Below are 26,158 nucleotides of genomic sequence, written 5' to 3' on the forward strand. Positions count from 1 at the left end.
CCAATATTCAGAAGGGCGCCGGGCGTTTCGGCGCGGGATTGATACATGAGTGATTTGCAGATCGGGCTGATTGCCCTCGGCGTCCTGCTGATACTGCTGGTGCTGGGATTCAACTGGTGGCAGGACCGGCGCGTCCGGCGCAAGATGCAGACCCATTTCCCCACGTCCGAGCAGGATCCCCTGCTGGGGGCGGGAACCGCCGCTGGCGCCGCCGGCGCCGGCAGCAGTCCGGCGCCCCGGCGCGAACCTGGCATGGGCGGCGAGGCGCCGCGCGCGCAGGCCGGCCAGCCGGCTCCGGTCGATCCGGGCACGGATGCCGACGATGCCGCCGAGCCGGATCCCGCCTGCGAGGTCGTCATCGAGATCAATTTCGCCGAACCGGTGCGCGGTGCCGAGCTGCTGCCCTATATGCAGAGCCTGCGCCACGTGGGCCGCAAGCCCATGCGCGTGTTCGCCGAGACCGACCAGCGCCGCCACCGCGCGCACGTCCACGCCGACGAATCCTACGCCTCGATGCAGCTGGCTGTCCTGCTGGCCAATCGCAGCGGTCCGCTGACCGCGATCGAATGGTCGCAGGCCTGGGCCAGGGCCCAGGACATGGCCGAGCGCTTCGACGCCACCATCGAGGGCCCGGACCAGCAGGCCGTGCTCGAACAGGGCGCCCGCCTGGACGACACCTGCGCCGCCCTGGATACCCAGGTCGGCCTGACCCTGCTGCTGGGCACGGCCCAGCCCGCCGCCGAGGTGCTTGCCGTGGCACGCGATAGCGGCTTCGTCCCGGACGGCAACCGCCTGGCCTGGCCCGCGGAAAACGGCGTGGCCCGCTTCACGCTGGCGCGCGCCGACGGCGCGGCGTTCGATGCCGGCATGGGCGGCATCGAACGGCTGTACCTGTTGCTCGACGTGCCGTGCAGCCCCGCTGACACCCGCGCGTTCGGTCGTATGGTCGACGTGGGCCGCGACCTGGCCGCCCGTTTGCGTGCGGAACTGGTCGACGATCAGGGCAAGCCGCTGGCCGATGGTTCTGAAACGGTCATCGACGAACGGCTGCAGGTGCTGTTCGGCCAGCTGGAGCAGGCGGGCCTGCCCGCCGGCAGCGAACGCGCCCAGCGGGTGTTCGCCTGATATGAAAGGGTCTTCCGGCGGTGAAAGCGCGGCGCAAGCCGCGGCGCGCTTGCGCGCTGAAATCGAACAGCACAACGTCCGCTACTACGTCTACGACGACCCCTCCGTTTCGGATGCCGAGTATGACGGGCTGATGCGGGAGCTGCAGGCCCTGGAGGCCGAACACCCTGAACTCGTAACGCCGGAATCGCCCACCCAGCGGGTCGGGGCGGCGCCCGTGTCCGCCTTCGGCGCGGTGCGCCACGCGGTACCCATGCTCTCCCTGAGCAACGCCTTCGACGAGGAGGACGTGGTGGCGTTCGACCGCCGCGTGACCGATACCCTGCGCGGCGCAGGCCTGCTCGGCCCGGCGCAGCAGGCGGATTACTTCTGCGAACTCAAGCTCGACGGTCTGGCGATCAGCCTGCGCTACGAGGACGGCCGCCTGGTGCAGGCCGCCACGCGCGGCGATGGCCAGACGGGCGAAGACGTCACCTCTAACATCCGTACCATCAAGGCGATTCCGTTGCGGCTCAAGGGAGCCGCGCCGAAGGTGCTGGAGGTGCGCGGCGAGGTGCTGATGAACCGCACCGACTTCGAAAAATTGAACCAGGCCCAGGCCAAGCGCGACGAAAAGGTGTTCGTCAACCCGCGCAATGCGGCGGCAGGCAGCCTGCGCCAGCTGGATCCGCGCATCACCGCCAAGCGGCCCCTGCGTTTTTTCGCTTATGGCTGGGGTGAGGTGCACGGCTTGCCGGGGGCGCAGGGCGGCCTGTTCGCCGAGGCCTCGGCGGGTGCGGCCGAAGCCTCGCAGCTGCCAGAGAAATCGCATGGCGCCATGCTGGACTGGCTTGCCTCGCTGGGCCTGCCGGTCAACGTGAAGCACAACCATCGCGCCACCGGCGCCGAAGGCCTGATGGCCTTCTACGCCAAGGTCGGCGCGATGCGCGCCGAATTGCCCTACGACATCGACGGCGTGGTCTACAAGGTGGATTCGCTGCCCGCCCAGAAGGTGCTGGGCTTCGTGGCGCGCGCGCCGCGTTTCGCGCTGGCGCACAAGTTTGCCGCCGAAGAGGCCACCACCACGCTGCTGGATATCGAGGTGCAGGTCGGCCGTACCGGCGCCATCACCCCCGTCGCCCGCCTGAAGCCGGTGTTCGTGGGCGGCGTCACCGTCACCAACGCCACGCTGCACAACGAAGACGAGATCCGCCGCAAAGACGTGCGCATCGGCGACACGGTCATCGTGCGCCGCGCGGGCGACGTGATTCCCGAAGTCCTGGGGCCGGTGCTGGAGAAACGGCCGGACGACGCCCGGGAATTCATCATGCCCACCGCCTGTCCGGTGTGCGGTTCCGCCATCGAACGCCTGGAAGACGAGACCATCGCACGCTGCACCGGCGGCCTGTTCTGCGGCGCCCAGCGCAAGCAGACGCTCTGGCACGCGGCCAGCCGCAAGGCGCTGGACATCGAAGGCCTGGGTGAAAAGCTGGTCGACCAATTGGTCGACAGCGGCCGCGTCAAGACGCTGGCCGATCTGTACAGCCTGCGTCCGCTGGAGCTGGTTGGGCTGGACCGTATGGGCCAGAAGTCCGCCGACAACCTGGTGGCCGCCATCGAAAAGGCGCGCGCACCGGCGCTGGGCCGCTTGCTGTTCGCGCTGGGCATCCGCCATGTGGGAGAGACCACAGCGCGCGACGTGGCTCGCCATTTTGGCAGCATCGACGCCATCATGGACGCCGATGAGGACGCCCTGTCGTCCGTGCCCGACGTGGGGCCGGTGGTGGCGGCCTCGATCCGCCGCTTCTTCGCTGAACAGCACAACCGCGACGTGATCGGGCAACTGAAAGCGCAGGGCGTGAATCCGGTGGCCGAAGCGGCGCCGCAAGGCACGACGCTGGCGGGCAAGACTTTCGTGCTCACGGGCACCCTGCCCAACTGGACGCGCGAAGAAGCATCGATGCACATCCAGGCCGCCGGCGGCAAGGTCAGCGGCTCGGTGTCCAAGAAGACCGCCTATCTGGTGGCCGGCGAGGATTCCGGCAGCAAGCTCGCCAAGGCCCAGGAACTGGGCGTGGCGGTGCTGGACGAAGACGGGTTGAAAACCCTGCTGGGAATGGCCGGCTGAGGCCTGCTCCCAGACATTATTCTTTCTCCAAACAAAAACTGCCCGCGAAAAGCGGGCAGTTTTTGTTTGAGCGGGCCAGGGTTACTGGATCTTGGCCTTTTCGCGCAGTTCCTTCTGGTAGTCGGCCAGGGTTTGCTGGCGCAGCATTTCTTCCAGCTGCGTGCGCACCTGGTCGAGCGGCGGGAATTCCACCGGGCGGGTGTCGTCGACCATGATGATGTGCCAGCCGAACTGGGTTTGCACCGGCTTGTCGACCAGTTCGCCCTTCTTCAGTTGCGTCACGGCTTGCGCGAACGGCTGGACGTAGTTGGTGGGGGGAGCCCAACCCAGGTCGCCACCCTTTTCGGCGCTGCCGGGGTCCTTCGAGTTCTTCTTGGCCAGGTCGTTGAACTTGCTCTTGTTGCTCTTGATCTGGGCCAGCAGGTCATTGGCCGTCTTCTCGTCTTCGACGAGGATGTGACGGACCTTGTATTCCATCTTGCCGGCCTGTTCCTTCTTGATCTTTTCGTATTCCGCCGTGACCTTGGCGTCCGACACCGGGTGCTTGGCCAGGTAGTCGGCCATCAGGGCGCGGACCAGGATGCCCTGGCGGGCCAGTTCGATTTCGGTCTGGACGTCGGCCTGCTTGGCGATGCCGCTGGATTCGGCGGCCTGCACGAAGATCTGGCGGTTGATCATTTCCTGCTTGACCTGTTCGCGCAGTTGCGGCGAATCGGTCGCGCCCTGGCTGACCAGCAGCTTGACGAATTGATCCAGGCTCTTTTGCGGAATGGCCTTGCCGTTGACCGTGGCAACGTTCTGGGCGAAAGCCGGCACGGCGATGACGCAGGCCGCAGCCAGCATGACGATGCGTTTCATGAATATCCTTTTACTTTCTATTTGGGAGCCTGGGCATCAAGCGCAAGCGCATGAATCGGATAAGGGATCAAATCTTGCAAATGATGATACACCAGCCTATGCCGCGCGACGGGGGAGAGCCCCGCAAAGCAAGACGCAACGATGACCACGCGATAGTGGCCGGCGCCGTTTTTACTGCCTTCGTGCCCGGCGTGCAAATGTGAGTCATCCAGGATGTCCAGGCTGGCGGGTTCCAGGACGGCGAGCCGTTCCCGGATCAGGGCGATGCGGTCGGTGGTGTCTGACATGGTGGCGAGTATGAAAATTCCGGCGTCTGGGACGCCGGACAGGGGAGGGCGGAGCGGTTCAGGGCTTGCCGGGCGGGGTGTCGGGGCCGGAGGGCGTTTGCTCTTCGGTCTGGATGTGCTTGCCTAGCCACACCGACTGCCCGATCACGAAGACGACCATCAGGCCCATCAGGCCGAAGGCCTTGAAGCTGACCCATTGCGACTCGGTAAAGTGGCCGGAAAACGCCACGTAGAGGTTGAGCGCGCCGGCGATCAGGAAGAATGCGGCCCAGACGAGGTTCAGGCGTTCCCAGGCGGCATCCGGCAACTGGATCTGCTTTTCCATCAGGCGGCGGATCAGGTTGCGGCCGAACAGCAGGCGCGCGAAAACCAGCGAGCCGCCGAACAGCCAGTACAGCACCGTGGGCTTCCATTTGATGAAGACGTCGCTGTGCAGCCAGATGGTGGCGCCGCCAAACACCAGGATGACCGTGAGGTTGATCCAGTGCATGGCCTCGGTGGCGCGCCCGGTGGCCTTCAGCCAGATGATCTGCGCGACGGCCGCGGCCATGGCGACGCCCGTGGCGATGAAAATGTCCGTGTACCGATAGGCGATGAAGAAAAGGAACAGCGGAAACAGGTCGAACAGGAACTTCTTCATTCAGTCTTCTACGGGTTCAAACGTCATCGACAGGGAATTGATGCAGTAGCGCAGGCCGGTGGGCTCGGGGCCGTCGGGGAAGACGTGGCCCAGGTGCGAGTCGCAGACATTGCACAGCACTTCGGTGCGGACCATGCCGTGGCTGGCATCCCGCTCTTCGCGCACCTTTTCCGGATCCAGCGGCTGGAAATAGCTGGGCCAGCCACAGCCGGCATCGAACTTGGTGTCGGACGCGAACAGCGCCGTGCCACAGCCTACGCAGCGGTAGATTCCATGCGAGAACGTATTCCAGTAACGCCCGGTGAATGCGCGTTCGGTACCCTTTTCACGGGTGACGACGTATTCTTCAGGGGAAAGCTGGGCACGCCATTCGGCGTCGGATTTTCGTACTTTGTCCATATGAGCTCTTGGAGTCCCGATGCCCGAAATGGTTCGGGCATAATCCCGCCCCATGTTAATCGAGTTTGACCAGGCGGTTGTATCCACGCCCCAGGCGGAAGTGCTGCGCGGGGTGAGCGTGACGCTGGCCGAGCGCCGCGTCGGCATCGTCGGCCCCAACGGCGCCGGCAAGAGCACGCTGGCGCGCCTGGTCAACGGGCTGGTGCTGCCGTCCTTCGGCAGCGTGCGGGTGGGCGGGCTGGATACCCGGCAGGACCTGAAGGCGGTGCGCCGGCAGGTCGGATTCGTCTTCCAGAACCCCGAAAACCAGATCGTCTTCCCTATCGTGCGGGAAGACCTGGCGTTCGGCCTGAAACACCTGGCGCCGGACCGCCGGCAGCGCGAGACCCGCATCGAGGCCCAGTTGGGCAGCCTGGGGGTGGGGCACCTGGCCGACCGGACCAGCCATACCCTGTCGGGCGGTGAGCGCCAGTTGGTGGCGCTGGCGGCGGTGCTGGTCATGGAACCCGCGCTCATCGTGTTCGACGAACCCACCACCCAGCTCGACCTGCGTAACCGCAACCGGGTGCGCGACGCCATCGGCGGGCTGCCTCATGACGCCATCGTCGTCAGCCACGACCTGGAACTGCTGGAAGATTTCGACCGGGTGCTGGTCGTGCGCGACGGCAATATCGCGGCGGACGATACCCCGGCCGCCGCCCTGCGCTGGTACCGGGAGCATTGCGCATGATGGAGCCGCTGTATGTGCCGGGCGGCACGCCGCTGCACCGCTTGCCGGCTTGGCTGAAGCTGCTGACGCTGATGGCCGCGGGGGCGGGGCTCTTCCTGCTGCGCGACCCGCGCTGGCTGGCGCCGGCGTTCCTGGCCGCCTGCGTGCTGGTCTGGTCCACGGGCGTGGGCGCGGCCGCTGTCTGGCGGCAGTTGAAGGGGCTGGTCTGGGTACTGCTGGCCGTGGGCGGCTTCACCGCCTGGTTCCAGGGCGGGATGGCGGCGCTGGCCGTGTTGCTGCGCGTCGGGGCGCTCGTGGGCCTGGCGCTGGCCGTCACCCTGGCCACCCGCACATCCGACCTGATCGAGGTCTGCGAAAAGGCGCTGATGCCGTTGCAGCGCGCCGGGTTGGTCGACGCCGGTAAGGTCGCGCTGGCGCTGGCGCTGGCCCTGCGCTTCGTGCCCGAAATCTGGCGCAATTTCCAGGAAATCCGGGAGGCGCAGGCGGCCAGGGGGCTGGGCGCCAATCCCGTGGCGCTCATCGTGCCATTGATCGTGCTGACCCTGAAAAGGGCGCAGGAAGTCGCTGAAGCCATCGACGCGCGCAGCGCCTGACTATCATCCACCAGGGGGAAAACCCATGAAATCCAGCAACACCGTGCTGATCGCGCTGTTCGCGGCGCTGATCGTCGTCCTCAGCCTGATCCCGCCTATCCCGCTGCCCGCCATCCCGGTGCCCATCACGCTGCAGACGCTGGGCGCCATGCTGGCGGGCGCGATGCTGGGACCCGTGCGGGGCGCGCTGGCCTGCCTGTTGTACCTGGCGCTGGCGGCCATCGGGCTGCCCGTGTTGCCGGGCGGCCGCGGCGGACTGGGCGCGTTCCTCGGGCCGACGGGCGGCTTTCTTGTGGGGTTGGTGGCCGGCGCCTTCGTGACAGGCTGGCTGGCCCGCCGGCTGGCCGCCCGTGCAGCGGGCGCCGCGCAGGTGGCCGGTTATGTGGCCGCCTGCGTCGTGGGCGGGATTGCCGTGGTGTACGCCTTCGGCGTGCCCTGGCTGGCCGCCGTCGCGAAGATGGACCTGGCGAAAGCCGCGCTCGCGGTAGCCGTGTTCGTGCCCGGCGATCTCATCAAGGCCGTGGTGGCCGCGTGGGTGGCGTCGAGGGTGGAGCGCGCGTGGCCGATGCTGGGGCGCTGACGCGGGCGCGGTGGGCCAAGGGAATCCCCCAACTGACGCGCGGCAGCCTTTTCTAGTACAAGTTCGCCATTAACGAATGCGTTTGCTGAAACGCCTTTCTGTACCACATCAGGGATTTACCGGAGTTGCGCGTAGTCATCTGATACTGTTTTAACCCTATAATATTTTTTTCTGTATAACTTTAACTAGGCTCGCCCATGCCTCGATCGAGGCGCCTCTGAGCCACCACAGGAGACAAAAATATGCGCAAGCACTTCGGCTTGTCCGCGGCGGCTGCCGCTGTTGCCCTGACGCTGCCGCTTCTGGCAAGCGCGCAGGTCAAGGTTGGCGTGACGGTGGCCAGCACCGGCCCCGCCGCCTCGCTGGGTATCCCCGAGCGCAACACGGTGGCGCTCCTGCCCAAGGAAGTGGCCGGCCAGAAGATCGAATGGATCGTCCTGGACGACGCCACCGATACCACGCAAGCCGTCAAGAACTCGCGCAAGCTGGCGTCCGACGACAAGGTCGACGTGCTGATCGGCACCTCGGTCACACCGGGCTCGCTGGCCATGGTCGACGTGGCCGCGGAAGCCAAGGTCCCGATGATCAGCGTGGCCGCCAGCGCCAAGATCGTCGAACCCGTGGACGACAAGCGCCGCTGGGTCTTCAAGACCCCGCAGAACGACGCGCTGATGGCAGGCGCCTTGGCTGACGCCATGGCCAAGTCCAAGGTCAAGACCCTGGGCTTCATCGGCTTTGCCGACGCCTACGGCGACGGCTGGCTGGACGTGATGCAGAAGGCCGCCAAGGCCAAGGGCATCGAGATCGTCGCCGTTGAAAAATACAGCCGCACCGACACCAGCGTCACCGGCCAGGTGCTCAAGCTGGTCGGCGCGAAGCCCGACGCCATCCTGATCGCCGGCGCCGGCACCCCTTCCGCGCTGCCGCAGAAGGAACTGAAGGCCCGCAACTACGGCGGCACCATCTACCAAACGCACGGCGCCGCCAACAACGACGTGCTGCGCGTCTGCGGCAAGGATTGCGACGGCATGCTCCTGCCGGCCGGCCCGCTGCTGGTCGCGGCCCAGCTGCCGGACAGCAATCCGGTCAAGAAGTCGGCCCTGGCCTACGTGCAAGCCTACGAAAAGGTCAATGGCGCGGGTTCCACCAACACGTTCGGCGGCCATATGTGGGACGCCGGCCAGCTGGTTGTGGCCGCGCTGCCGGTGGCGCTGAAGTCGGGCGCCAAGCCGGGCACGCCGGAATTCCGCGCCGCCATGCGCGACGCCCTGGAAGGCGTGAAGGACCTGGCCGCCTCGCAAGGCGTGTTCAATATGTCGCCGACGGACCATGCCGGCTTTGACGAGCGCTCGCGCGTCATCGTCAAGGTGGAAGGCGGCAAGTGGGTCTACCAGCCCAATCTGTAAATCCACGGGATCGCCCGATCCACGGGCGCACAACGCGGACGGCGCCGGCAAGGCGTCCGCCTGCGGCGCTCGAGCAATGCTTCGCACCGGCCCTTCCGGCCGGTGTGTCGTATCAGTGTCCCGGGTGCGGCCGGAGCACCAAGAATAAATAAGGTTGTTAGATGGATTCCTCAATTGCGCTGATCCTGCTGCAAGACGGTGTCGTCAACGGCGCCATCTATGCCCTGCTGGGCATGGCTCTGGTGCTGGTATTCGCCGTTACGCGCGTCATTTTCATTCCCCAGGGCGAGTTCGTGGCGTTCGGCGCCCTGACCTTGGCCATGCTGGTGGACGGCAAGGTGCCCGGCACCGCTTATCTCTTGCCGTTGCTGGGCGCCGTCTGCCTGGCGCTCGAGCTGTTGCGTGCGCTGCGCACCCGCAGCGCTTCCGGCCTTCCCAAAGCCCTGGTGACCTGCGTGGCCCTCCCGCTGGCGCTGCTTTGGCTGACCGTGACCTACACCGCGCCCGGCAATTCGCTGTGGCTGAACATGCTGCTGACGCTGTTGCTGGTGATCCCGATGGGCCCGATGGTCTATCGCATCGTCTACCAGCCGCTGGCTGAAGCCACCGTGCTGGTGCTGCTGATCGTTTCCGTGGCGGTGCACTTCGCGCTGACCGGCCTGGCCCTGGTGTTCTTCGGCGCCGAAGGCTGGCGCACGCCGGCATTCGTCAGCGGGCAGGTCGACCTGGGCTTTACCACGTGGTCCGCGCAGAGCCTGTTCGTGGTCGCGACCTGCGCCCTCCTGATCGTGGCCCTGTGGCTGTTCTTCGGCAAGACGCTCTATGGCCGCGCCCTGCGCGCCACCGCGGTCAACCGCCGGGGCGCCCGCCTGGTGGGTATCAGCACGACCATGTCCGGCAGCCTGACCTTCACGCTGGCCGTCGCCATTGGCGGCATGTCCGGCATGCTGATCGCGCCCATCACCACCGTCTACTACGACACCGGCTTCCTGATCGGCCTGAAGGGCTTCGTGGGTGCCATCATCGGCGGCCTCGCCAGCTACCCCGTGGCGGCCGCGGGCTCGCTGCTGGTGGGCGTGCTGGAATCCTTTTCCTCCTTCTGGGCCAGCGCCTATAAGGAAGTCATCGTCTTCACCCTGATTATCCCGGTTCTGGTCTGGCGTTCGTTCAGCACCCATCACGTGGACGAAGAGGAATAAACGTCATGAACCGCATTCTGCTTGCCGTCTTCATCGTCGTCCTGGCGGGCCTGCCCATGGTGTCGGCCACGCCCGAATTCTGGGTGACGCAACTCAACTACATCGGGCTGGCCAGCCTGGTCGTGCTCGGCCTGGTGCTGCTGACCGGCGTCGGCGGCCTGACGTCGTTTGGCCAGGCGGCCTTCGTGGGCCTGGGCGCCTACACGACCGCCTTCCTCACCACGCAGTACGACGTGTCTCCCTGGCTGGCGCTGCCGGCCGGGCTGATCCTGACCGCCGTGGTGGCTTACCTGCTGGGCGCCATTACGCTGCGCCTGTCGGGCCACTACCTGCCGCTGGGCACCATCGCATGGGGCCTGTCGCTGTACTTCCTGTTCGGCAACATCGATTGGCTGGGCAAACATGACGGCATCGCTGGTATCGAACCCATCAGCATCTTCGGCATGTCCCTGGCCAGCGGACGCCACATTTACTACCTGATCTGGGTGTTCGTGCTGCTGGCGCTGTGGGCGACCCGCAACCTGCTGAATTCGCGTCCCGGCCGTGCCATCCGCGCGCTCAAGAGCGGCGCGGGCATGGCCGAGTCCATGGGCGTGAACACCGCCGCCTACAAGGTCGTGATCTTTGTCTGGGCCGCGCTGCTGGCTTGCGTGTCCGGCTGGCTCTATGCGCACATGCAGCGCGCGGTCAGCCCCAGCCCCTTCGGTGTGAACTACGGCATCGAATACCTGTTCATGGCCGTGGTGGGCGGCGCGGGCTACGTCTGGGGCGCTCTGCTGGGCTCTAGCGTCATCCTGGTGCTGAAAGATCAGCTGCAGAACCTCCTGCCCAAGCTGCTGGATACCAACGCCAACTTCGAGATGATCGTTTTCGGCGTGCTGCTGATCTTGATGCTGCAATACGCCCGCAACGGCCTGTGGCCGATCCTGGCCGGCTGGTGGGACAGCATCACCGGCGCCGACGGCTCGCGCCGCAACCTGGCGCCGCCGGCCCCGGCGCCGGCCCTGCCGACGCGGGCGCGTCCGCAAGCCGGCCAGGTGGTGCTGGAAGTGGATGCCATCCGCAAGGAATTCGGCGGCCTGGTCGCCGTCAACGACATCTCTTTCAAGGTCAGCTCCGGCGAGATCATGGGCCTGATCGGCCCGAACGGCGCCGGCAAGAGCACAACCTTCAACTTGATCAGCGGCGTGTTGCCGGTCACGCGCGGCAAGGTCACTTTCATGGGCCAGCGCATCGACAGCCGCTCGGCGCGCGAGATCGCCAAGCTCGGCGTCGGACGCACCTTCCAGCACGTGCAGCTGCTGCCCGGCATGACGGTGCTGGAGAACGTGGCGCTGGGCGCGCATCTGCGCTCCGACGTCGGCGTACTGGCTGGCGCGCTGCATTCGGACCGTGCCCGCGAAGCGCAATTGCTGCACGAGGCCGCCGAACAGATCAAGCGCGTGGGCCTGGGCGAATACCTGTACGAACAGGCGGGCAACCTGGCGCTGGGCCAGCAGCGCATCCTGGAAATCGCGCGCGCCCTGGCCGCCGATCCGATGCTGCTGCTGCTGGACGAACCGGCCGCCGGCCTGCGCTACAAGGAAAAGCAAGACCTGGCCCGCGTGCTGGAGCAGCTGCGCGCCGAAGGAATGAGCATTCTGCTCGTCGAACACGATATGGATTTTGTGATGCGCCTGACCAACCACCTGGTGGTGATGGATTTCGGCACCAAGCTGGCGGAAGGCGTGCCGGCCGACGTGCAAAAGAACCCGGCGGTGCTGGAGGCCTATCTGGGCGGCATCGATGATGACCTGCCCGAAGCGGACCAGGCCAAGCCCGTATCGGCAGGAGGCGTGTGATGAGCGCAACGCAATCCCCCGTCCTCGAAGTCAGCAGCCTGTCGGCCCGTTACGGCAAGGTCGGCGCGCTGGTGGGCGCCACGCTCACCGTGCCCGCCGGCAGCATCGTCACGGTGATCGGCGCCAACGGCGCCGGCAAATCCACCATGTTGAACGCGATCATGGGCTCTTTGCCCCATACCGGCCACGCGGCGGGCGCCGTGCAGTACGCCGGCGCCGACGTATCGGGCTGGCAGGTCGAGCGCCGCGTCGCGGCCGGCATGTCGCTGGTACCCGAACGCCGCGAGCTGTTCGGCACGATGTCGGTGGAAGACAACCTGCTGCTGGGCGGGTTCCGCCGCTACCGCGCCCGCGAGAGCGGCTGGCGCGACACGCTGAACGAAGTCTTCGACCTGTTCCCGCGCTTGCGCGAGCGGCGCGGCCAGCAGGCCGGCACGCTATCGGGCGGCGAACGCCAGATGCTAGCGGTGGGCCGGGCGCTGATGGCCAAGCCAAATCTGCTGATGCTGGACGAACCCAGCCTGGGGCTGGCGCCCCGCATCGTGCGCGAAATCTTCCACATCATCGCGCGCCTGCGTGAAACCGGCGTGGCGATCCTGCTGGTCGAGCAGAATGCGCGCGCGGCGCTGCAAGTGGCCGACTACGGCTATGTGCTGGAAACCGGCGAGGTCATCCTGCACGGCCCGGCGCGCGAGCTGGCCGGCGATCCGAAGGTTATCGAAAGCTACCTGGGGCTGGGCAAGGGCGGCGAGCAGGGCTGAACGGCCGCGTCTCCCTGGGCATTCTTGTTCCGCAAGAGAAAAAGCGCCGGCTTATGGCAAGCCCGGCGCTTTTTCATTACGGGCGTTCGCCCTGGCCAGCGCGGGCGAGGCGCCGAACGGGAACGTCACGGCGTTTCCATCGGGGCGGGCGGTTTCACTCCGCGGGTGTCCATTGCAGTATCAGCGCCTGTCCCATGGCGGGGTCGGACGTGGACGGTGCCCCGGTTTCGATGCGTCCGGCCAGCCGGCGGGCGTAAGCGGGGTCATTGTTGTCGCGTACCGTGACGTCGTACCAGCCCGCGCTGCGCGACATGTCCCACGACAGGCTGACCGCCTCGCCCGGGGGCAGGGCGGTGGCGGCCGGGCGCGGGTAGCCATAGGCGTTGGCCTCCACCAGGAACGAGCGGGCCTGCGGCGCGGGGTTGCGCACCGTCAGGCGCAGCGGCATGCCGGGCCCCTGGTGGTCGGCCGTGACTTCCAGCGGCGGCGTGGCCGGCGAGCCCAACCGCCCCGTGCAATGCCGGTGGAATCCATTGGGGCCCAGCACCCACAGGTCGTAGCGGCCGTCGGCCAAGGCCGGCCATGCGTCTTGCAGCGACTTGCCGGCTTCCACGGTGTAGCGGCGCGGACCATGCTCCAGATGCAGCCGGTCGTACACGTGGAGCACGGCGCCGGCCGCGCCGGTGTTTTCGAAATGCAGCGTGATGCCTTCGCCTTCCGTGCGCGCATGGACTTGCAGTGCGTAAGGCAGCGGGCGCGACGGGCGCGTGCCGGGCTGTTGCCGGGCCCCTTCGGGCTGGAGCGGCGGCAGCGGGATGACGGTGCCCGGCAGCGCGGAGGCGAGGCCGGCGCGTTCGGCCGTGGGCGGCAGCTCGCGCAGCAGGTCTGCGTCGTTGGGCGTGGCGAAGTTGAAGATCGAGGTCAGATCGCCGCAGACTGCCCGGCGCCACGGCGAAATGTTCGGCTCGGCCACGCCGAAGCGGCGCTCGATGAAGCGCAGCACCGAGGTGTGGTCGAACACCTGAGAATTGACCCAGCCGCCCTTGGTCCAGGGCGACAGCACGTACATCGGCACGCGCGGCCCCAGTCCGTACACGCCATGCAGGTGCGCCGGCGTATCGTCCTTTTCGGCGCCGCTGACGATCTCGTGGTATTCGCCTGCCGTATCGACGGTGGATGCGCCGGCCAGCGTGCCCGAGGGATCGCGCGAGGGCGGCGCGGGCGGCGGCATGTGATCGAAGAAGCCATCGTTCTCGTCGAACATCAGCAGCAGGACCGTCTTGCTCCAAACTTCCGGGTTGGCGGTCAGCGCATCCAGCACGCGGGCGGTGTAGTCTGCGCCCTGCGCCGGGCTCGACGGACTGGGATGTTCGGATCCGGCCTTGGTGGCGCAGATCCAGGACACCTGGGGCAGCGTGCCGTCCAGCACGTCCTGGCGCAGCCGGTCCAGGCTGCGCGTGGTCAGGGCCTTTTCCTTCAGCGCGGCAAGCGAACCGGGCGCGCCATGGTAGGCATCGCGGTAGGCCTTGAAGCCGGCGGTAGGGTTGAGCGAATAGTTGTCCGCCATGTCCTGGTAGATGCGCCAGCTGACGCCGGCCGCCTCCAGCCGTTCCGGATACGTCGTCCAGGTGTAGCCGCCTGCGGGATCGCCGCCGGAAAGCTTGTTGTAGAGATTGCCCAGCGCCGGACCGTTGCCCCGGCCCAGGCCGTCATTGGTGCCGGTCCACAGGAACAGCCGGTTGGTGTTGGTGCCGCCGGTGAACGAACAGTGATAGGCGTCGCACACGGTGAAGGCGCGCGCCATGGCGTACTGGAAGGGCATGTCGCCTTCCGTGAAATACGCCATGGAATGGTTCTTCTTGGCCGCGGGCCACTTGCCCATGCGGCCGCCGTCCCAGGCCGCTTGCGCGTTCGACCAGGTGTGCGGCGTGCTGGCGATGCGCATGTACTCCGCCACCTTGCGCGTATCCGTATGGAAGGGCAGGACGGTGCGCGGCCCTTCGCCGACCTGGTCGTTGTACTGGGCCCAGACCGTGCGATGCGCGTGGTCGGGGCTGCCGGGCACGGGAATGGGAAAGCGGTCGCCGAAGCCGCGCACCCCCGCCAGCCCGCCAAAATAATGGTCGAACGAGCGGTTTTCCTGCATGAAGACCACGATGTGTTCGACGTCGCGGATCGTGCCCGTGCGGCGGGCGGCCGGAATCGCGAAGGCGCGGCGCAGCGATGCCGGCAACAGGGCCAGGGCGCTGCCTGTGGCGGCGAGCGACGCGCTGTTGCGGAGGAAGTCGCGGCGGGTGTGCATGGAGTTCCTCCGTGGGGGCGGCGTTGCCGGTGTTTCCCTACCTGCCCGATGGCCAGCGGCCGCCCAGCGCCTGGGTTGCCGAAGCCGCGGCCTCCTGAGCCAGCTTCGACATTTTCTTGACGGCGGCGGGGGAGAAGCGTTCTTTCGGACCCGACAGCGAAATGGCGCCGCAGATATCGTCGTCCGGACCGAACACCGGGCTGGCCACGGCCGCGCAGTTTGGATCCCGTTCGCCCATGGACGTCAGGACCAGGCCCGCCTGCGCGGGCGCCTGACCGTCGATCAGGTAGGCGGTGATCAGCCTGCCCGCCGCGCCCTTGTCCAGGGGAAGAAGATCGCCGACGCGGATCCGGTCCAGTGTGGAATGGTGGGAATCCACGCGCAACACGCAGACGCGCGATTGCCCGTCATGGTAGACGTGGAAGGACGCGCTTTCCGTTCCCTTGTCCACCAGCCCCTGCAGCAAGGGCAGGATGGTTTCCGTCAAGCGGTAGGTGGCTTCGTAGGCGCGCCCCAATTGATGGGCATAGGGGCCCAACGCGTAGCGGCCGTCGGCGCGGCGCACGACCAGGGCGGCTTTTTCAAGCGAGGCGATAAGCCGCAAGAGCGTGCTCTTGTAAAACCCCGTGGCCCGGGAAAGGTCGGCAAGCGTGATGGGATCGGTGCGTTGCGCAACGGCCCCGATGATTGCCAGGGCGCGTTCGACGGCGGCGACGCCGTCGGTGGAGTTGTCCTGAGTGGGGGTACGGCTCATTGGAATGATAAGGGGGTGATTTGGCGGTGGTTCCCTACTCCGCGTCGATCACCCGGCTGATGACCGGGAAATAACGGTTGCCTTGTCCCTGGACGAGCGCCGCATCGAACCAGACATCCACGTTGCGGGCGCCAAGCGCTTGCACGCCGGTCTGTTCCGCCAAGGCCAATGCATAGCGCAGGTCTTTGCGGGCGTAGTCCACTGGGAAGGCTTTTTCGGGAAAATCTCCAGGCAGAATAGCCTTTAAGCCGTGGTTGCGCAACGCGAAGCTATCGGCCGATCCACGGGTGAAGGTCTCCAGCAGGACTTGCGGATCCACCCCCGAACGGCGCGCGATGGCGCGCGCTTCGGACAGGGCTACCACCGTCTCGAACAGCACCATATTGTTCAGGATCTTCACCACCTGGCCGCTGCCGATGGGGCCGCAATAGGTGATTTCGTTGGCGAAGGTGGAGACCAGGGGCTTGACGGCTTCGAAGGTCTGTTTGTCCCCGCCGATCATGACCGACAGCGTGCCGGCCTCCGCCGCGGCTCGGGTGCGGGCCACCGGGGCGTCGATGAAGGTGGCGCCCTTGGCCGCGAACTCGCGCGCCAGTTCGCGCGTGACGTCCACCGGCGAGGTGCTCAGGTCCACGATCAGTTGGCCCGCGCGCGCGTTCGCCAGCAGGCCGTCGGCGGCGCGCGACAACTGGGCGACCACTTCGCCCGACGGCAGGGACAGGAACACCACGTCGCTCTGCTGCATGATCTGCACGATGGTCGCGGCCGCCACGCCGTGCGGTGCCAGACGTTGCAGCGGGGCAGGGTCGGTGTCGCAGCCCAGTACCGGCAATCCGCATTTGACGGCCAGGTTGCGGCAGATCGGTTCGCCCATGACGCCCAGGCCAATGAAACCGGCGCGTTGAAATTCAGCCATTTAGGTAGTCTCCGATAGGAAGAAGGGGCCGCAGTCGCGGCCAGGATTGGAAAGGATGGCCGCTGCGGCTACATGCCGAAGTAGATGCCCTTGGATTGCTGGTAGAGCCGCAGTCCGCTCGCGCCTTTCTCACGGCCGATGCCGCTTTGCTTGAAGCCGCCGAAGGGGGTGGAGATCGACAGCTGCTTGTAGGTGTTGATCCACACGCTGCCTGCTTCGAGGCGCCCGGCCACGCGCCAGGCGCGGCGGTAGTCGGCGGTCCAGATGCCGGAGGCCAGGCCGTAGGCGCTGTCATTGGCCTGCTCGACCAGATCGTCTTCGTCGTCGAACGTCAGCGCGCACAGCACCGGCCCGAAGATCTCCTCGCGCACGGCCTGCGCCTCGCGCGAGAGCCCGCCCAGCACGGTGGGCCGGTAGAACGCGCCCGCCGACAGCGCGGCACCGTCCGGCCGTTCGCCGCCGGTCAGTACTTGCGCGCCTTCGCGGCGGGCCGTCTCCACCATGCTCTCGATCCTGCCGCGATGCGCGAAAGAGGCAATTGGGCCCATTTGCGCGCCTTCCGCATCGGGCAGGCCGACTTTCAGCTGGCCTGCGCGGGCCACCAGCTTCGCGATGAACGATTCGGCGATGCTGCGTTGCACGTAGAGCCGCGAGCCCGCCACGCACGATTGCCCGCTGCCTTCGAAAATGCCGCCGATCACGCCGTCGATCGCGGCATCCTGGTCTGCGTCCGCGAACACGATGTGCGGCGATTTTCCGCCGAGTTCCAGGGCGACCGGCATGAGCTTTTCCGCGGCGGCATGCGCGATGGCGCGGCCGCTGGCGGTGCCGCCGGTGAACGACACCATGCGCACGCCCGGGTGTTCGACCAAGCGGCGGCCCACCGTCGATCCCAGTCCGGTGACGACGTTGAGGATGCCGGGGGGGAGGCCGGCCTCGAGCGCGATGCGGCCCAGCACCAGGGCGGGAGATGACGTGACCTCGGAAGGCTTGAGGATCACGGCATTGCCCGCGGCGAGCGCGGGCGCAACCTTCTGCGCTTCCATCGTCAACGGCGAATTCCACGGCGTGATGGCCACGACGACGCCATACGGTTCGTAATGCGTCATTGAAAGATAGTTGCCGCGCGGCGGCGTCACTTCTGCGCAGAGCGTCTCGCAGACGCCGGCGTAGTAGCGGAAGGTGGCCGCGGCGCTGGCGACCTGGGCCTTGCACTCTGCCCACACCTTGCCGTTTTCGATCATCTGCAATCGCGCCAGGACGGAAGCGTTGGCGTCCATGCCGTCCGCGATGCGCCGCAGGATCGCCGCGCGTTGATGCGGCAGCATGTTGCGCCAGGCCGCTTGGCGTTGCGCCTGCCACGCGGTGTCGACGGCCTGGTCCACCTGGGCGTCGGACGCTGCGCTGATCAGGTAGTTGCGCGCGCCGGTCGCGGGGTTGATGGACTCGAATGGGCTGACTTCCTGCGCAATCCACTGACCGCCTATCAGCATGGATTTCAGGGTGTCCGGTGTGTCGGCCATGATGCTTTGCTCCTCTCTCGTTGGCGTTTTCCGGATGGATCGCAGAACGCCGGAAAACACTTGGTCATTGACATATCAGGTTTGAAAAAATATAAAATAGAATAAGCGTTCTGTCTACAGGAACGATAAAAAGCAAGCTCAAACCGAAGAAAAGAGGAGACATTCCGATGCCATGCAATTGGTTGCGCGCCGTGGCCTGTGCCGCCGCGCTGTTGTCCGGAGCGGTTCAGGCCGATTCGTATCCCGCCAAGCCCGTCACGATGGTGGTGCCTTATCCGGCAGGCGGGGCCACCGACGTGGTGGCGCGGGCCGTGGCCGAGAAACTGACGCAGGCGTGGAAGCAGACGGTCATCGTCGAGAACCGCGCCGGCGCGGGTACGACGATCGGGGCGAGCGCGGTGGCGCGCGCGCTGGGTGACGGCTACACGCTGTTCATGACCACGTCGGCGCACACCATCAGCGGCCATCTCTACAGCAAGCTCAGCTACGACCCGGCAAAGGACTTCGCGCCCATCACGCTCGTCACCAAGGTTCCGCTGGTGCTGGTGGTCAATCCGTCCGTTCCCGCCAGAAACCTGCAGGAATTCCTGGGCTATCTGAAGCAGGATGGCGCGGCGGTGAACTTCGCGTCGCCAGGCAATGGCACAGCCCAGCATTTGAGCGGCGAACTGTTCAAGATCGCCACGCGGTCCGCCATCACCCATGTGCCGTATCGGGGAGACGCACCCGCCTTCACCGACCTGGCCGGCGGCCAGGTGCAGATGATGCTGGCGACCATTACGTCCGCGCTGCCGCTGATCCAGTCCGGCAAGCTGCGCGCGCTCGCAGTCGCCAACGGCAAGCGCGTGCAGGCGCTGCGCGACGTGCCCACTTTCGCCGAAGCCGGCATGCCGGGCTTTGAGGCCGCCACCTGGTTCGGATTGCTGGCCCCCGCGTCGCTGCCGCCGGCGCAGGCGCGGCGCATCTACGAGGACGTGTCGAAGATCGTCGCCACGCCCGACATGCAGGCGCGGATCGAAGGGCTGGGAGGGGAGGTCGTCAACAGCACGCCCGAGGCCTTCGCCGCATTCATGGCTCAAGAGCAGGAGAAGTGGGGGCAGGCCGTCAAGGCTTCGGGCGCCGTCGTGACGCAATGACCAATACCGGCCCGTAGCGCCGCGCCGATGTAGCGCGGAACGCGGAGCCGGGATTCAACGGAGGAGACTCATCATGCAAGCATCAAAACTGCTGGCCGCGGGCGCGTCCGTCCAGTCGACGATCGTTCCCCTGACGGCTGGCGCCGCCATTCGTCGTCGAGAACAGGACGGGCGCCAACGGCATGATCGCCGCGCGCGCGGTCGTGCAGGCCGTGACGAGATGCCCGTTGGTACTTGCGCCCGACTGCCGATCCCTCTAGCAATAATCAGCCAAATCTTTGACGCGCCGTGTTGACACGGAAAGTTTTCGATCGATAGAATGTTCTTACAGAAAGAATATTCGTTCTGTCAAAAAGAACGACAAAAGAAGGGAGACACCATGGAAGTCCAATCCATTCCCACCGACGAGAGCCTGGGCGCCCAATTGGTCCGGCGCTTCTGCCGGCTGGCGCCGTCGTTTTCGCGCCCTCGGGCCGTGCAGCTGGACATGCTGGTCGGGTTCGGCGTCCACCGCGTGCTGGTGCGTGTCCGGGATGGACGCGTGGACTCGGCGGAAACGCCGTTCGGGCCGCTGCCGTCGTGCGACTTTTCGCTGCGCGCCTCGGCGGACGCCTGGTCGCGCTTCTGGCAACCGGTGCCGGCCGCCGGCTGGCACGATCTCTTCGCCCTCAGCAAGCGGCGAGAGCTCGCGATCGACGGCAACCTGCAACCGCTGATGGCGCACCTGCAATTCATCAAGGACCTGCTGGCCGTGGGGCGGGAGACACAAGCATGAGCGCGGCCCTGGAACCCATCGTCGGCCGCTACGTGTCGTTCGACATCGCCGGCAAGATCTGCCGCGTCTATTTCGAAGAGGCGGGCAGCGGCATTCCGCTGGTCTGCCTGCATACGGCGGGCGCGGACAGCAGACAGTACCGGCACATGATGTGCGATCCCGACATCACGTCGCGGTATCGCGTGATTGCTTTCGACCTGCCATGGCACGGCAAGTCCTATCCTCCGGAGGGCTGGCAGGACGAGGAATATCGGCTGTCGACCGACCGTTACGTCGAGACCGTCCTGGCGTTCTGCGATGCGTTGGCCCTGGAGCGTCCGGCGCTGATCGGCTGTTCCATCGGCGGGCGGATCGTCCTGGAGCTCGCGAATCTGCACGGGGCGCGCTTTCGCGCATTGATCGGCGTGGAAGCGGCCGATTTCCAGGAACCCTGGTACGACACGTCCTGGCTGCATCGCGGCGATGTGCACGGAGGCGAGGTCTGCGCCGCCCTGGTTTCGGGCCTGGTCGCGCCGCAATCGCCGGCCGTGTATCGCCATGAAACCCTGTGGCAATACATGCAGGGCGGACCCGGCGTGTTCCGCGGCGATCTGTATTTCTATCGCGTGGATGGCGACCTGCGCGGGCGGCTGGACGGTATTCGCACCGAACAGTGCCCACTCTATCTGCTCACAGGCGAGTACGACTTTTCCTGCACGCCTGAAGACACTTTGCGAACCGCCGCCGGCATTCCCGGCGTGCAGGTCACGATCATGCGCGAATTGGGGCATTTCCCGATGAGCGAGAACCCGCGGCAGTTCCGTGGCTACGTGCTGCCGGTCCTGGACGCCATCGCCCGCCAATAGCGCGGACGCAATAGACGGGCAGCCATTGCCCGCGCCCCACAGGAGACATCATGCGTTATTCGATCATTCTGGCCAGTCTTCTGGCCTTTGCTGCCGTGCCCACGTCCCAGGCGCAGGAAACTCTGAAGCTGGGCGCGCTGGTCACCCTGTCCGGCGCCGGCGCCGCATGGGGGCAGGGCATGAAGAACGCCGCCGAGGTGGCGGCCGACCAGGTCAACGAGGCCGGCGGGCTGGAGGTAGGCGGCAAGAAGTACCGCGTCCAGGTCGTCGCCTATGACGATAAATACCAGGCGAACGAAGCGGTCACCGTGGCCAACCGGCTGGTGTTCGAGGACAAGGTCCGCTACATCATCGGGCCGGTTGGTTCGGCGCCGGTGTTGGCGATCCAGCCCATGACCGAGAAGAACAAGGTCATCCTGCTGACACTGGGTTTCACGGCGAAGGCCTTAGCGGCAGAGAGGCCCTATACCTTTCGCCCCAACGTGACCACGGCCGAGGTGTCGCAGCCGCAGATCGACTGGCTCGTCAAAGCGCAGGGGCTGCGCAAGGTGGGAGCGCTGTTTCCCAACGACGAGACCGGGCAGCAGATTGCGCTAGACCTCGAGGCTGCCTACAAGAAGGCGGGCGCGGCGCTGTCGACGAAGGAATTCTTCGAGCGCGACCGGGTCGATTTCGTGCCCTTGCTGACCCGCATGATGGCGCGCGGCATTGACGCAATCGAGCTTGACGGAAACTCCCCCACTACGGCCGGCCTGATCGTCAAGCAGGCGCGCGAGCTCGGTTTCGAAGGGCGCATCGTTCGCACGGGCGGGCCTGCGACGCAGGAGATCGTGAACGTGGCCGGAAAGCAGGCCACGGAAGGCATGTTGGTCCATACGCCGATCGATCCCGACCTGGCCGCGACCAAGGCCTACGCCGAGCGGTACGCGGCCAAGTACAAGCATCCCATGAACGGCTTCAGTCCGGCATTCTATGACGGCACGCTCATGCTGTTCGAGGCCATGCGGCGCGCGGGCACCGTCGAAGATACCGAACGCGTGCGCGTCGAGATGGAGAAACTCGACGGCTTCGAAGGATCGCTGGGCAAGTTGAGCTGGACCGGGCGGGCCATGTACGGCATCGACCATCAGCTCAACGCGCCGTTCTACGTCGCCGAGGTCAAGGACGGCCGCGAGGTGATCCGCGCGCGTTGCAGCGTCGAGGGCTGCCGCTGACGCGGCGGGAGGGCGACGTGGATTGGAGCACTCTGCTGGCACAGGCCACCATCAACGGTCTGATCGTGGGCTTGTTGTATCTGCTTATGGCGGTGGGTTTCACCCTGGTGTTCGGCGTAATGAGGATGGTGAACTTCGCGCATGGCGAGTTCTACATGCTCGGCGCGTTCGGCGCCTACTTCCTGACGACCCAGGCGGGCCTGTCTTTCCTGCCGGCGGTGGCGTTGACCTTCGCGCTGGCTGTCGCCGGAGGCGCCGTGCTGGAATGGGGCGTGCTCAAGCCGTTCCGCCGGGACGAGCTTAACGGCATGATCGCGACCATCGGCCTGGCGATGATTCTGCAGAACGTCGCCCTGATGTTCTTCGGGCCCGATCCGCTGTCCATGCCGGCGGTCGCCCAGGGCACCGCGCGGCTGGGCAAGGTCGTCATTCCGCTGTCGCGCATCTACGTGGTGGTGTTCGCGCTGCTGGCGTTGGCGCTGCTATACGGGTTCCTGAAGTTCTCCCGCCCGGGCCGCGCGCTGCGGGCGGTGGTGGAGGATTTCGAGATCGCGGCCATACAGGGGATCCGTTCCCGCATCTACTACCCGCTGGGTTTCGGGCTGGGGGTTGGGCTGGCGGCGGTCGCCGGCGCGTTGATGGCGCCGCTGTTTTCGGTCTCGCCATTCGTCGGCGCCACGCCGCTGCTCAAGGCGTTCATCGTGGTGATCCTGGGCGGGCTGGGCAGCATTCCGGGCGCGGCCGTGGCGGGCCTGGCGCTCGGGCTGGCCGAGAGCTACGGCAGCCTGATGTTCGAAAGCAGCACGGCGGACATGCTGATTTTCGCCATCGTGATCGTGATGCTGGTCGTGCGGCCCAAGGGCTTGCTGGGCCGGGGGGAGGCATAAGCCATGACAGTAATTTCACTTGAATGCGGTTCGGCGCGGCCGGCGCCGTTGCGCTGGCTATTGTGGTCGGCGCTGGCCGCGGCCGCGGTGGCGCCCTGGTTCGCCGGGCCTTTTGTCCAGCATCTGGCGGTGTTGACCTGCCTTAACGTGCTGATCGTCAACGGCCTGGCGCTCATTGCGCGTTGCGGCCAGCTGTCGCTGGGGCACGCGGCCTTCGTCGCCGTGGGCGCCTATGGCTCGGTGCTGGCCGGACGCCATCTGGGCCTGGGTTTCCTGCCCGCGGCGCTGATCGGCATTGCGCTGACGGCGTTGGTCGCGCTCGCGCTGGGCGCGGTCATCCTGCGCCTGAAGGGCGTCTACTTCGTGCTGGTCACGTTCGCGTTCGGCGAACTGCTAAGGCTGATTCTCCTGGATGGCGCCTCCTGGTCGGGCGGCGCCAACGGCATCGCCGGTATCGAACCCGCCGCGCTGGCCGGGTTGGTGTTCGACTCGCGCGCCCGCTTCTATGGACTGGCGCTGCTCATTGCGCTGGGCTCGGTCGCCCTGTTGAGCGCGCTGGCGCGGCGACCGTTCGGCCACGCGATCGACGCGGTGTCTGAAAACCCCGCGCTGGCGGAATCCACGGGTCTGAGCGTGCGCCGCATCCAGCTGTGCGCGTTCGTGGGCGGCTGCGCGCTTGCCGCCGCGGGCGGTGCGTTGCAGGCGCGCTATGTGGGCTACGTGTCGCCGGAATCGTTCAATGCCAGCATCTCTATCGGCTTCATCATCATGCTCGTCATCGGCGGACGGCGTTCGGTATGGGGAGGACTGATCGGCGCGATGGTGCTGACGCCGCTGCCGGAATTGTTCCGCGGCGCGGTGCAGACCCAGCACATTTTCTACGGCGCAGCGCTGATCCTCATCCTGCGTTTCCTGCCCGTGGGCCTGGCGGGCCTGCCGGGCCCGTGGCAAGCCCGCCGGGGCCAGGAGTCCCAATGAACCCGTCCCTATTGCAAGTCGAGGGCTTGTCGCGCAGCTTTGGCGGCCTGGCGGCCTTGCGCGGCCTGAGCTTCTCTATCGCCGAAGGCGAGATCGTCGGGCTGATCGGCCCGAACGGCGCCGGCAAGACGACGGCATTCAATGTCATCAGCGGCACCATGCCGCCCAGCGCCGGCCGTGTGCGCTTCGACGGCCGCGATATTTCCGGTGGCCCGCCCAGCCGCGTGGTGGTGCAAGGCCTGGCGCGCACCTTCCAGTCCACGTCGACCTATCCCGAGGCCACGGTCGCCGAGAACATCCGGCGCGGCATGTTGTCGCGCGTCCAGCATTCGTGGCTGCGCCGGCTTGCCGGGCGCAGCCACGACCTGCTCGGCGATGCGCAGCTCGCGCAGGAGGTGGATCGCCTGTTGACCCTGCTGGACCTGCATGCCTGGCGCGACGCGCCCGCGGGGGCCTTGGCGTATGGGCTGCAGAAGAAGCTGGGGATCGCGGTGGCGCTTGCGTGCCGTCCCCGGATGCTGCTGCTGGACGAGCCGGCCGCGGGCCTGAACCATGAGGAGTGCAATGAGCTGGGCCGGCTGCTGCGCAGGCTGCAGGCGGAGGAGGGCCTGACGATGCTTCTGGTGGAGCATCACATGGCGCTGGTCATGGAACTGTGCCACCGCATCGTCGTCCTGGTGCAGGGAGAGAAAATCGCCGAAGGCGAGCCACAGGCAATCCGCGAGAATCCCGCCGTCATTGAAGCCTATCTGGGAGCGCCTGACTATGCCCATGCTTGAAGTCCAGGACCTGAATGTGCGCTACGGCCGGCTGGAGGCCGTCCGGGGAGTCAGCTTCTCGGTGGAACGCGGCCAGATCGTGGCCCTGGTCGGTTCCAACGGGGCGGGCAAGAGTTCCACCCTGAAGGCGCTGATCGGGCTGACGCCGGTGGCGGCTGGCCGCATCGTTTTCGACGGCCGCGATATCGCCGGCCAGGGATCCGCCGCCCGCGTCGCGGGCGGGTTGTCGCTCTCGCCCGAAGGGCGCCGCCTGTTCGGCCGCATGACCGTGCGGGACAATCTGCTGGCCGGCGCCCATGCGGTGCGTTCGCGCGCGGCCGTGCGCGGCAGGCTCGACGAGATCTACGCGCTGTTTCCGCGGGTGCATGAACGCCGGGCCCAACTGGCGGGATCGTTGTCCGGCGGAGAGCAGCAGATGGTCGCCATCGGGCGCGCGATGATGGCGCAGCCGCGTCTGCTGATGCTGGACGAACCCTCGCTCGGCATCGCGCCTAAGATCGTCGCGGAGATCGCCGGCGCGATCGAACGCATCAATCGCGACAATGGCATCGCCATCGTGTTGGTAGAGCAGAACGCGCGCCTTGCGCTGCGCCTCGCCCATCAGGCATATGCGTTCGAGCACGGCGAAGTGGTGCGCAGCGGCAGCGGCGCCGAACTGCTGGCGGACCCGTTCGTGCAGAAGGCCTATCTGGGAGTTTGACGTGAGCCATAGCCAGCTTGGGCCCATGCCCGAATACGAGGTCTATGCCATCCGCTATGCGCGGATGCCGCGTCAGCGGCGCGATAACTTCCTCGGCGGAGATCCGCATGACGGCGACATGCCGATGGATTTTTTCGTGTGGTTGTTGCGCGGCGCCGAAGGCATTGTCCTGGTCGATACCGGATTCAACGCGGAAATGGCGCGCAGGCGCCGCCGCGAATTGATCCACTGCCCGATCGAGGCGCTGGCGCCGTTGGGCGTGCGCCCCGAAGACGTGCAGCACGTGGTGTTGACCCATCTGCACTACGACCATGCCGGCAATCTCGACCGCCTGCCGCGGGCGCGTTTCCATGTGCAGGACGCCGAGATGGAGTACGCGACGGGCCGCTGCATGTGCTTCGAGCCGCTGCGGCACGCTTATGCGGCCGAGGACGTGGTTGCCTTGGTCAGGCGGGTCTACGAAGACCGGGTCGTGTTCCATGACGGGGATTCGGCGCTGCTGCCCGGCATCGAACTGCTGAAGATCGGCGGCCATACGAAGGGGCTGCAAGCCGTGCGCGTGCACACGGCAAGGGGATGGGTGGTGCTGGCCTCGGATGCCAGCCACTATTACGAGAACATGGGGGCGGGCCGCCCCTTTCCCATCGTCTACAACACCGCCGAGATGATTTCAGGATACGCCAGGCTGCTCGGCGCGGCGCAATCCCGGGCGCACGTCGTGCCGGGGCACGATCCGGAGGTGCTGGAGCGCTATCCGCGCTGGCGGGAATCGCCGCATGTGGCGGCGCTGCACCTGCCGCCCCGGGAACCTTGACTCCGGAGC

At 66.6% G+C, this 26,158-nt stretch carries 26 protein-coding genes; 18 read left to right on the top strand and 8 right to left on the bottom strand.

Features of this window, described 5'->3' with window-relative positions:
* The first annotated feature begins 45 nt into the window (after positions 1-45).
* Positions 46-1,125, top strand: coding sequence for a cell division protein ZipA C-terminal FtsZ-binding domain-containing protein (locus AGI3411_RS05130; RefSeq protein ID WP_129526319.1), 1,080 nt, complete (start codon positions 46-48; stop codon positions 1,123-1,125).
* Position 1,126: 1 nt separating this feature from the next.
* Positions 1,127-3,232 carry an NAD-dependent DNA ligase LigA gene (gene ligA, locus AGI3411_RS05135; protein ID WP_129526320.1) on the top strand — a complete coding sequence of 702 codons (2,106 nt, stop codon included), beginning with the start codon at positions 1,127-1,129 and terminating at the stop codon, positions 3,230-3,232.
* A gap of 81 nt (positions 3,233-3,313) precedes the next feature.
* Here ligA and AGI3411_RS05140 read toward each other — a convergent pair whose 3' ends face one another.
* Genes AGI3411_RS05140 through msrB form a run of 4 tightly spaced genes read right to left on the bottom strand, consistent with a single transcriptional unit; the run spans position 3,314 to position 5,416 of the window.
* Positions 3,314-4,090, bottom strand: a complete 777-nt coding sequence (locus tag AGI3411_RS05140) for a peptidylprolyl isomerase (RefSeq protein ID WP_129526321.1) — start codon at positions 4,088-4,090, stop codon at positions 3,314-3,316.
* 17 nt (positions 4,091-4,107) lie between these two features.
* A complete protein-coding gene (locus AGI3411_RS05145; protein ID WP_129526322.1) occupies positions 4,108-4,377 on the bottom strand; it encodes a BolA family protein in 270 nt (89 codons plus the stop codon).
* Between the two features lie 58 nt (positions 4,378-4,435).
* Positions 4,436-5,017 carry a septation protein A gene (locus tag AGI3411_RS05150; RefSeq protein ID WP_129526323.1) on the bottom strand — a complete coding sequence of 194 codons (582 nt, stop codon included), beginning with the start codon at positions 5,015-5,017 and terminating at the stop codon, positions 4,436-4,438.
* On the bottom strand, positions 5,018-5,416 hold the full coding sequence (gene msrB / locus AGI3411_RS05155; protein WP_129526324.1) for a peptide-methionine (R)-S-oxide reductase MsrB: 399 nt from the start codon (positions 5,414-5,416) through the stop codon (positions 5,018-5,020).
* Positions 5,417-5,468: 52 nt separating this feature from the next.
* On the opposite strand from msrB, the gene AGI3411_RS05160 reads away from it, so the two are divergent.
* From AGI3411_RS05160 to AGI3411_RS05190, 7 genes are all read left to right on the top strand, one after another.
* Positions 5,469-6,146 (top strand): energy-coupling factor ABC transporter ATP-binding protein, encoded by a 678-nt coding sequence (locus AGI3411_RS05160; protein ID WP_129526325.1) that lies wholly within the window; start codon positions 5,469-5,471, stop codon positions 6,144-6,146.
* Entirely contained in the window at positions 6,143-6,739 is a 597-nt protein-coding gene (locus AGI3411_RS05165) for an energy-coupling factor transporter transmembrane component T family protein (protein WP_129526326.1), read from the top strand. The genes AGI3411_RS05160 and AGI3411_RS05165 overlap by 4 nt, the downstream gene beginning before the upstream one ends.
* Before the next feature lie 25 nt (positions 6,740-6,764).
* Complete coding sequence (locus AGI3411_RS05170; protein WP_129526327.1) at positions 6,765-7,319, top strand: biotin transporter BioY; 555 nt, start codon at positions 6,765-6,767, stop codon at positions 7,317-7,319.
* 242 nt (positions 7,320-7,561) lie between these two features.
* Complete coding sequence (locus AGI3411_RS05175; RefSeq protein WP_129526328.1) at positions 7,562-8,725, top strand: ABC transporter substrate-binding protein; 1,164 nt, start codon at positions 7,562-7,564, stop codon at positions 8,723-8,725.
* A 161-nt stretch (positions 8,726-8,886) separates the two neighbouring features.
* The gene (locus tag AGI3411_RS05180) at positions 8,887-9,924 is read left to right on the top strand and encodes a branched-chain amino acid ABC transporter permease (protein WP_129526329.1); all 1,038 of its coding nucleotides are present in this window, start codon (positions 8,887-8,889) and stop codon (positions 9,922-9,924) included.
* A 5-nt stretch (positions 9,925-9,929) separates the two neighbouring features.
* On the top strand, positions 9,930-11,765 hold the full coding sequence (locus AGI3411_RS05185; RefSeq protein ID WP_129526330.1) for a branched-chain amino acid ABC transporter ATP-binding protein/permease: 1,836 nt from the start codon (positions 9,930-9,932) through the stop codon (positions 11,763-11,765).
* The gene (locus AGI3411_RS05190; RefSeq protein ID WP_129526331.1) at positions 11,765-12,526 is read left to right on the top strand and encodes an ABC transporter ATP-binding protein; all 762 of its coding nucleotides are present in this window, start codon (positions 11,765-11,767) and stop codon (positions 12,524-12,526) included. Before AGI3411_RS05185 ends, AGI3411_RS05190 begins: the two co-directional genes overlap by 1 nt.
* Before the next feature lie 154 nt (positions 12,527-12,680).
* Here AGI3411_RS05190 and AGI3411_RS05195 read toward each other — a convergent pair whose 3' ends face one another.
* The 4 genes from AGI3411_RS05195 to AGI3411_RS05210 all read right to left on the bottom strand — a co-directional run bounded on the left by AGI3411_RS05195 (position 12,681) and on the right by AGI3411_RS05210 (position 18,021).
* Entirely contained in the window at positions 12,681-14,828 is a 2,148-nt protein-coding gene (locus AGI3411_RS05195) for a phosphocholine-specific phospholipase C (RefSeq protein WP_129526332.1), read from the bottom strand.
* A gap of 37 nt (positions 14,829-14,865) precedes the next feature.
* Entirely contained in the window at positions 14,866-15,582 is a 717-nt protein-coding gene (locus AGI3411_RS05200; protein WP_129526333.1) for an IclR family transcriptional regulator, read from the bottom strand.
* 34 nt (positions 15,583-15,616) lie between these two features.
* Entirely contained in the window at positions 15,617-16,498 is an 882-nt protein-coding gene (locus tag AGI3411_RS05205) for an NAD(P)-dependent oxidoreductase (protein WP_129526334.1), read from the bottom strand.
* Positions 16,499-16,566: 68 nt separating this feature from the next.
* Positions 16,567-18,021, bottom strand: a complete 1,455-nt coding sequence (locus tag AGI3411_RS05210) for an aldehyde dehydrogenase (RefSeq protein ID WP_129526335.1) — start codon at positions 18,019-18,021, stop codon at positions 16,567-16,569.
* A gap of 167 nt (positions 18,022-18,188) precedes the next feature.
* Between AGI3411_RS05210 and AGI3411_RS05215 the strand changes: the two genes are divergently transcribed.
* From AGI3411_RS05215 to AGI3411_RS05255, 9 genes are all read left to right on the top strand, one after another.
* A complete protein-coding gene (locus tag AGI3411_RS05215; protein WP_129526336.1) occupies positions 18,189-19,157 on the top strand; it encodes a Bug family tripartite tricarboxylate transporter substrate binding protein in 969 nt (322 codons plus the stop codon).
* Positions 19,158-19,536: 379 nt separating this feature from the next.
* Positions 19,537-19,932, top strand: coding sequence for a hypothetical protein (locus AGI3411_RS05220; RefSeq protein WP_129526337.1), 396 nt, complete (start codon positions 19,537-19,539; stop codon positions 19,930-19,932).
* Positions 19,929-20,777, top strand: a complete 849-nt coding sequence (locus tag AGI3411_RS05225; RefSeq protein ID WP_129526338.1) for an alpha/beta fold hydrolase — start codon at positions 19,929-19,931, stop codon at positions 20,775-20,777. The genes AGI3411_RS05220 and AGI3411_RS05225 overlap by 4 nt, the downstream gene beginning before the upstream one ends.
* 50 nt (positions 20,778-20,827) lie before the next feature.
* Positions 20,828-21,991 carry an ABC transporter substrate-binding protein gene (locus AGI3411_RS05230; protein WP_129526339.1) on the top strand — a complete coding sequence of 388 codons (1,164 nt, stop codon included), beginning with the start codon at positions 20,828-20,830 and terminating at the stop codon, positions 21,989-21,991.
* Positions 21,992-22,008: 17 nt separating this feature from the next.
* Positions 22,009-22,878: a branched-chain amino acid ABC transporter permease gene (locus AGI3411_RS05235; protein WP_129526340.1), complete on the top strand. Its 870-nt coding sequence runs from the start codon at positions 22,009-22,011 to the stop codon at positions 22,876-22,878.
* A gap of 3 nt (positions 22,879-22,881) precedes the next feature.
* Positions 22,882-23,856 carry a branched-chain amino acid ABC transporter permease gene (locus AGI3411_RS05240; RefSeq protein ID WP_129526341.1) on the top strand — a complete coding sequence of 325 codons (975 nt, stop codon included), beginning with the start codon at positions 22,882-22,884 and terminating at the stop codon, positions 23,854-23,856.
* Complete coding sequence (locus AGI3411_RS05245; protein ID WP_129526342.1) at positions 23,853-24,635, top strand: ABC transporter ATP-binding protein; 783 nt, start codon at positions 23,853-23,855, stop codon at positions 24,633-24,635. Before AGI3411_RS05240 ends, AGI3411_RS05245 begins: the two co-directional genes overlap by 4 nt.
* On the top strand, positions 24,622-25,335 hold the full coding sequence (locus tag AGI3411_RS05250; RefSeq protein ID WP_129526343.1) for an ABC transporter ATP-binding protein: 714 nt from the start codon (positions 24,622-24,624) through the stop codon (positions 25,333-25,335). Before AGI3411_RS05245 ends, AGI3411_RS05250 begins: the two co-directional genes overlap by 14 nt.
* 25 nt (positions 25,336-25,360) lie before the next feature.
* On the top strand, positions 25,361-26,149 hold the full coding sequence (locus AGI3411_RS05255) for an N-acyl homoserine lactonase family protein (protein WP_129526450.1): 789 nt from the start codon (positions 25,361-25,363) through the stop codon (positions 26,147-26,149).
* The last annotated feature ends 9 nt before the right edge of the window (positions 26,150-26,158 follow it).

The sequence above is a fragment of the Achromobacter agilis genome (assembly GCF_900496965.1).
Taxonomy (GTDB): domain Bacteria; phylum Pseudomonadota; class Gammaproteobacteria; order Burkholderiales; family Burkholderiaceae_B; genus Achromobacter; species Achromobacter agilis.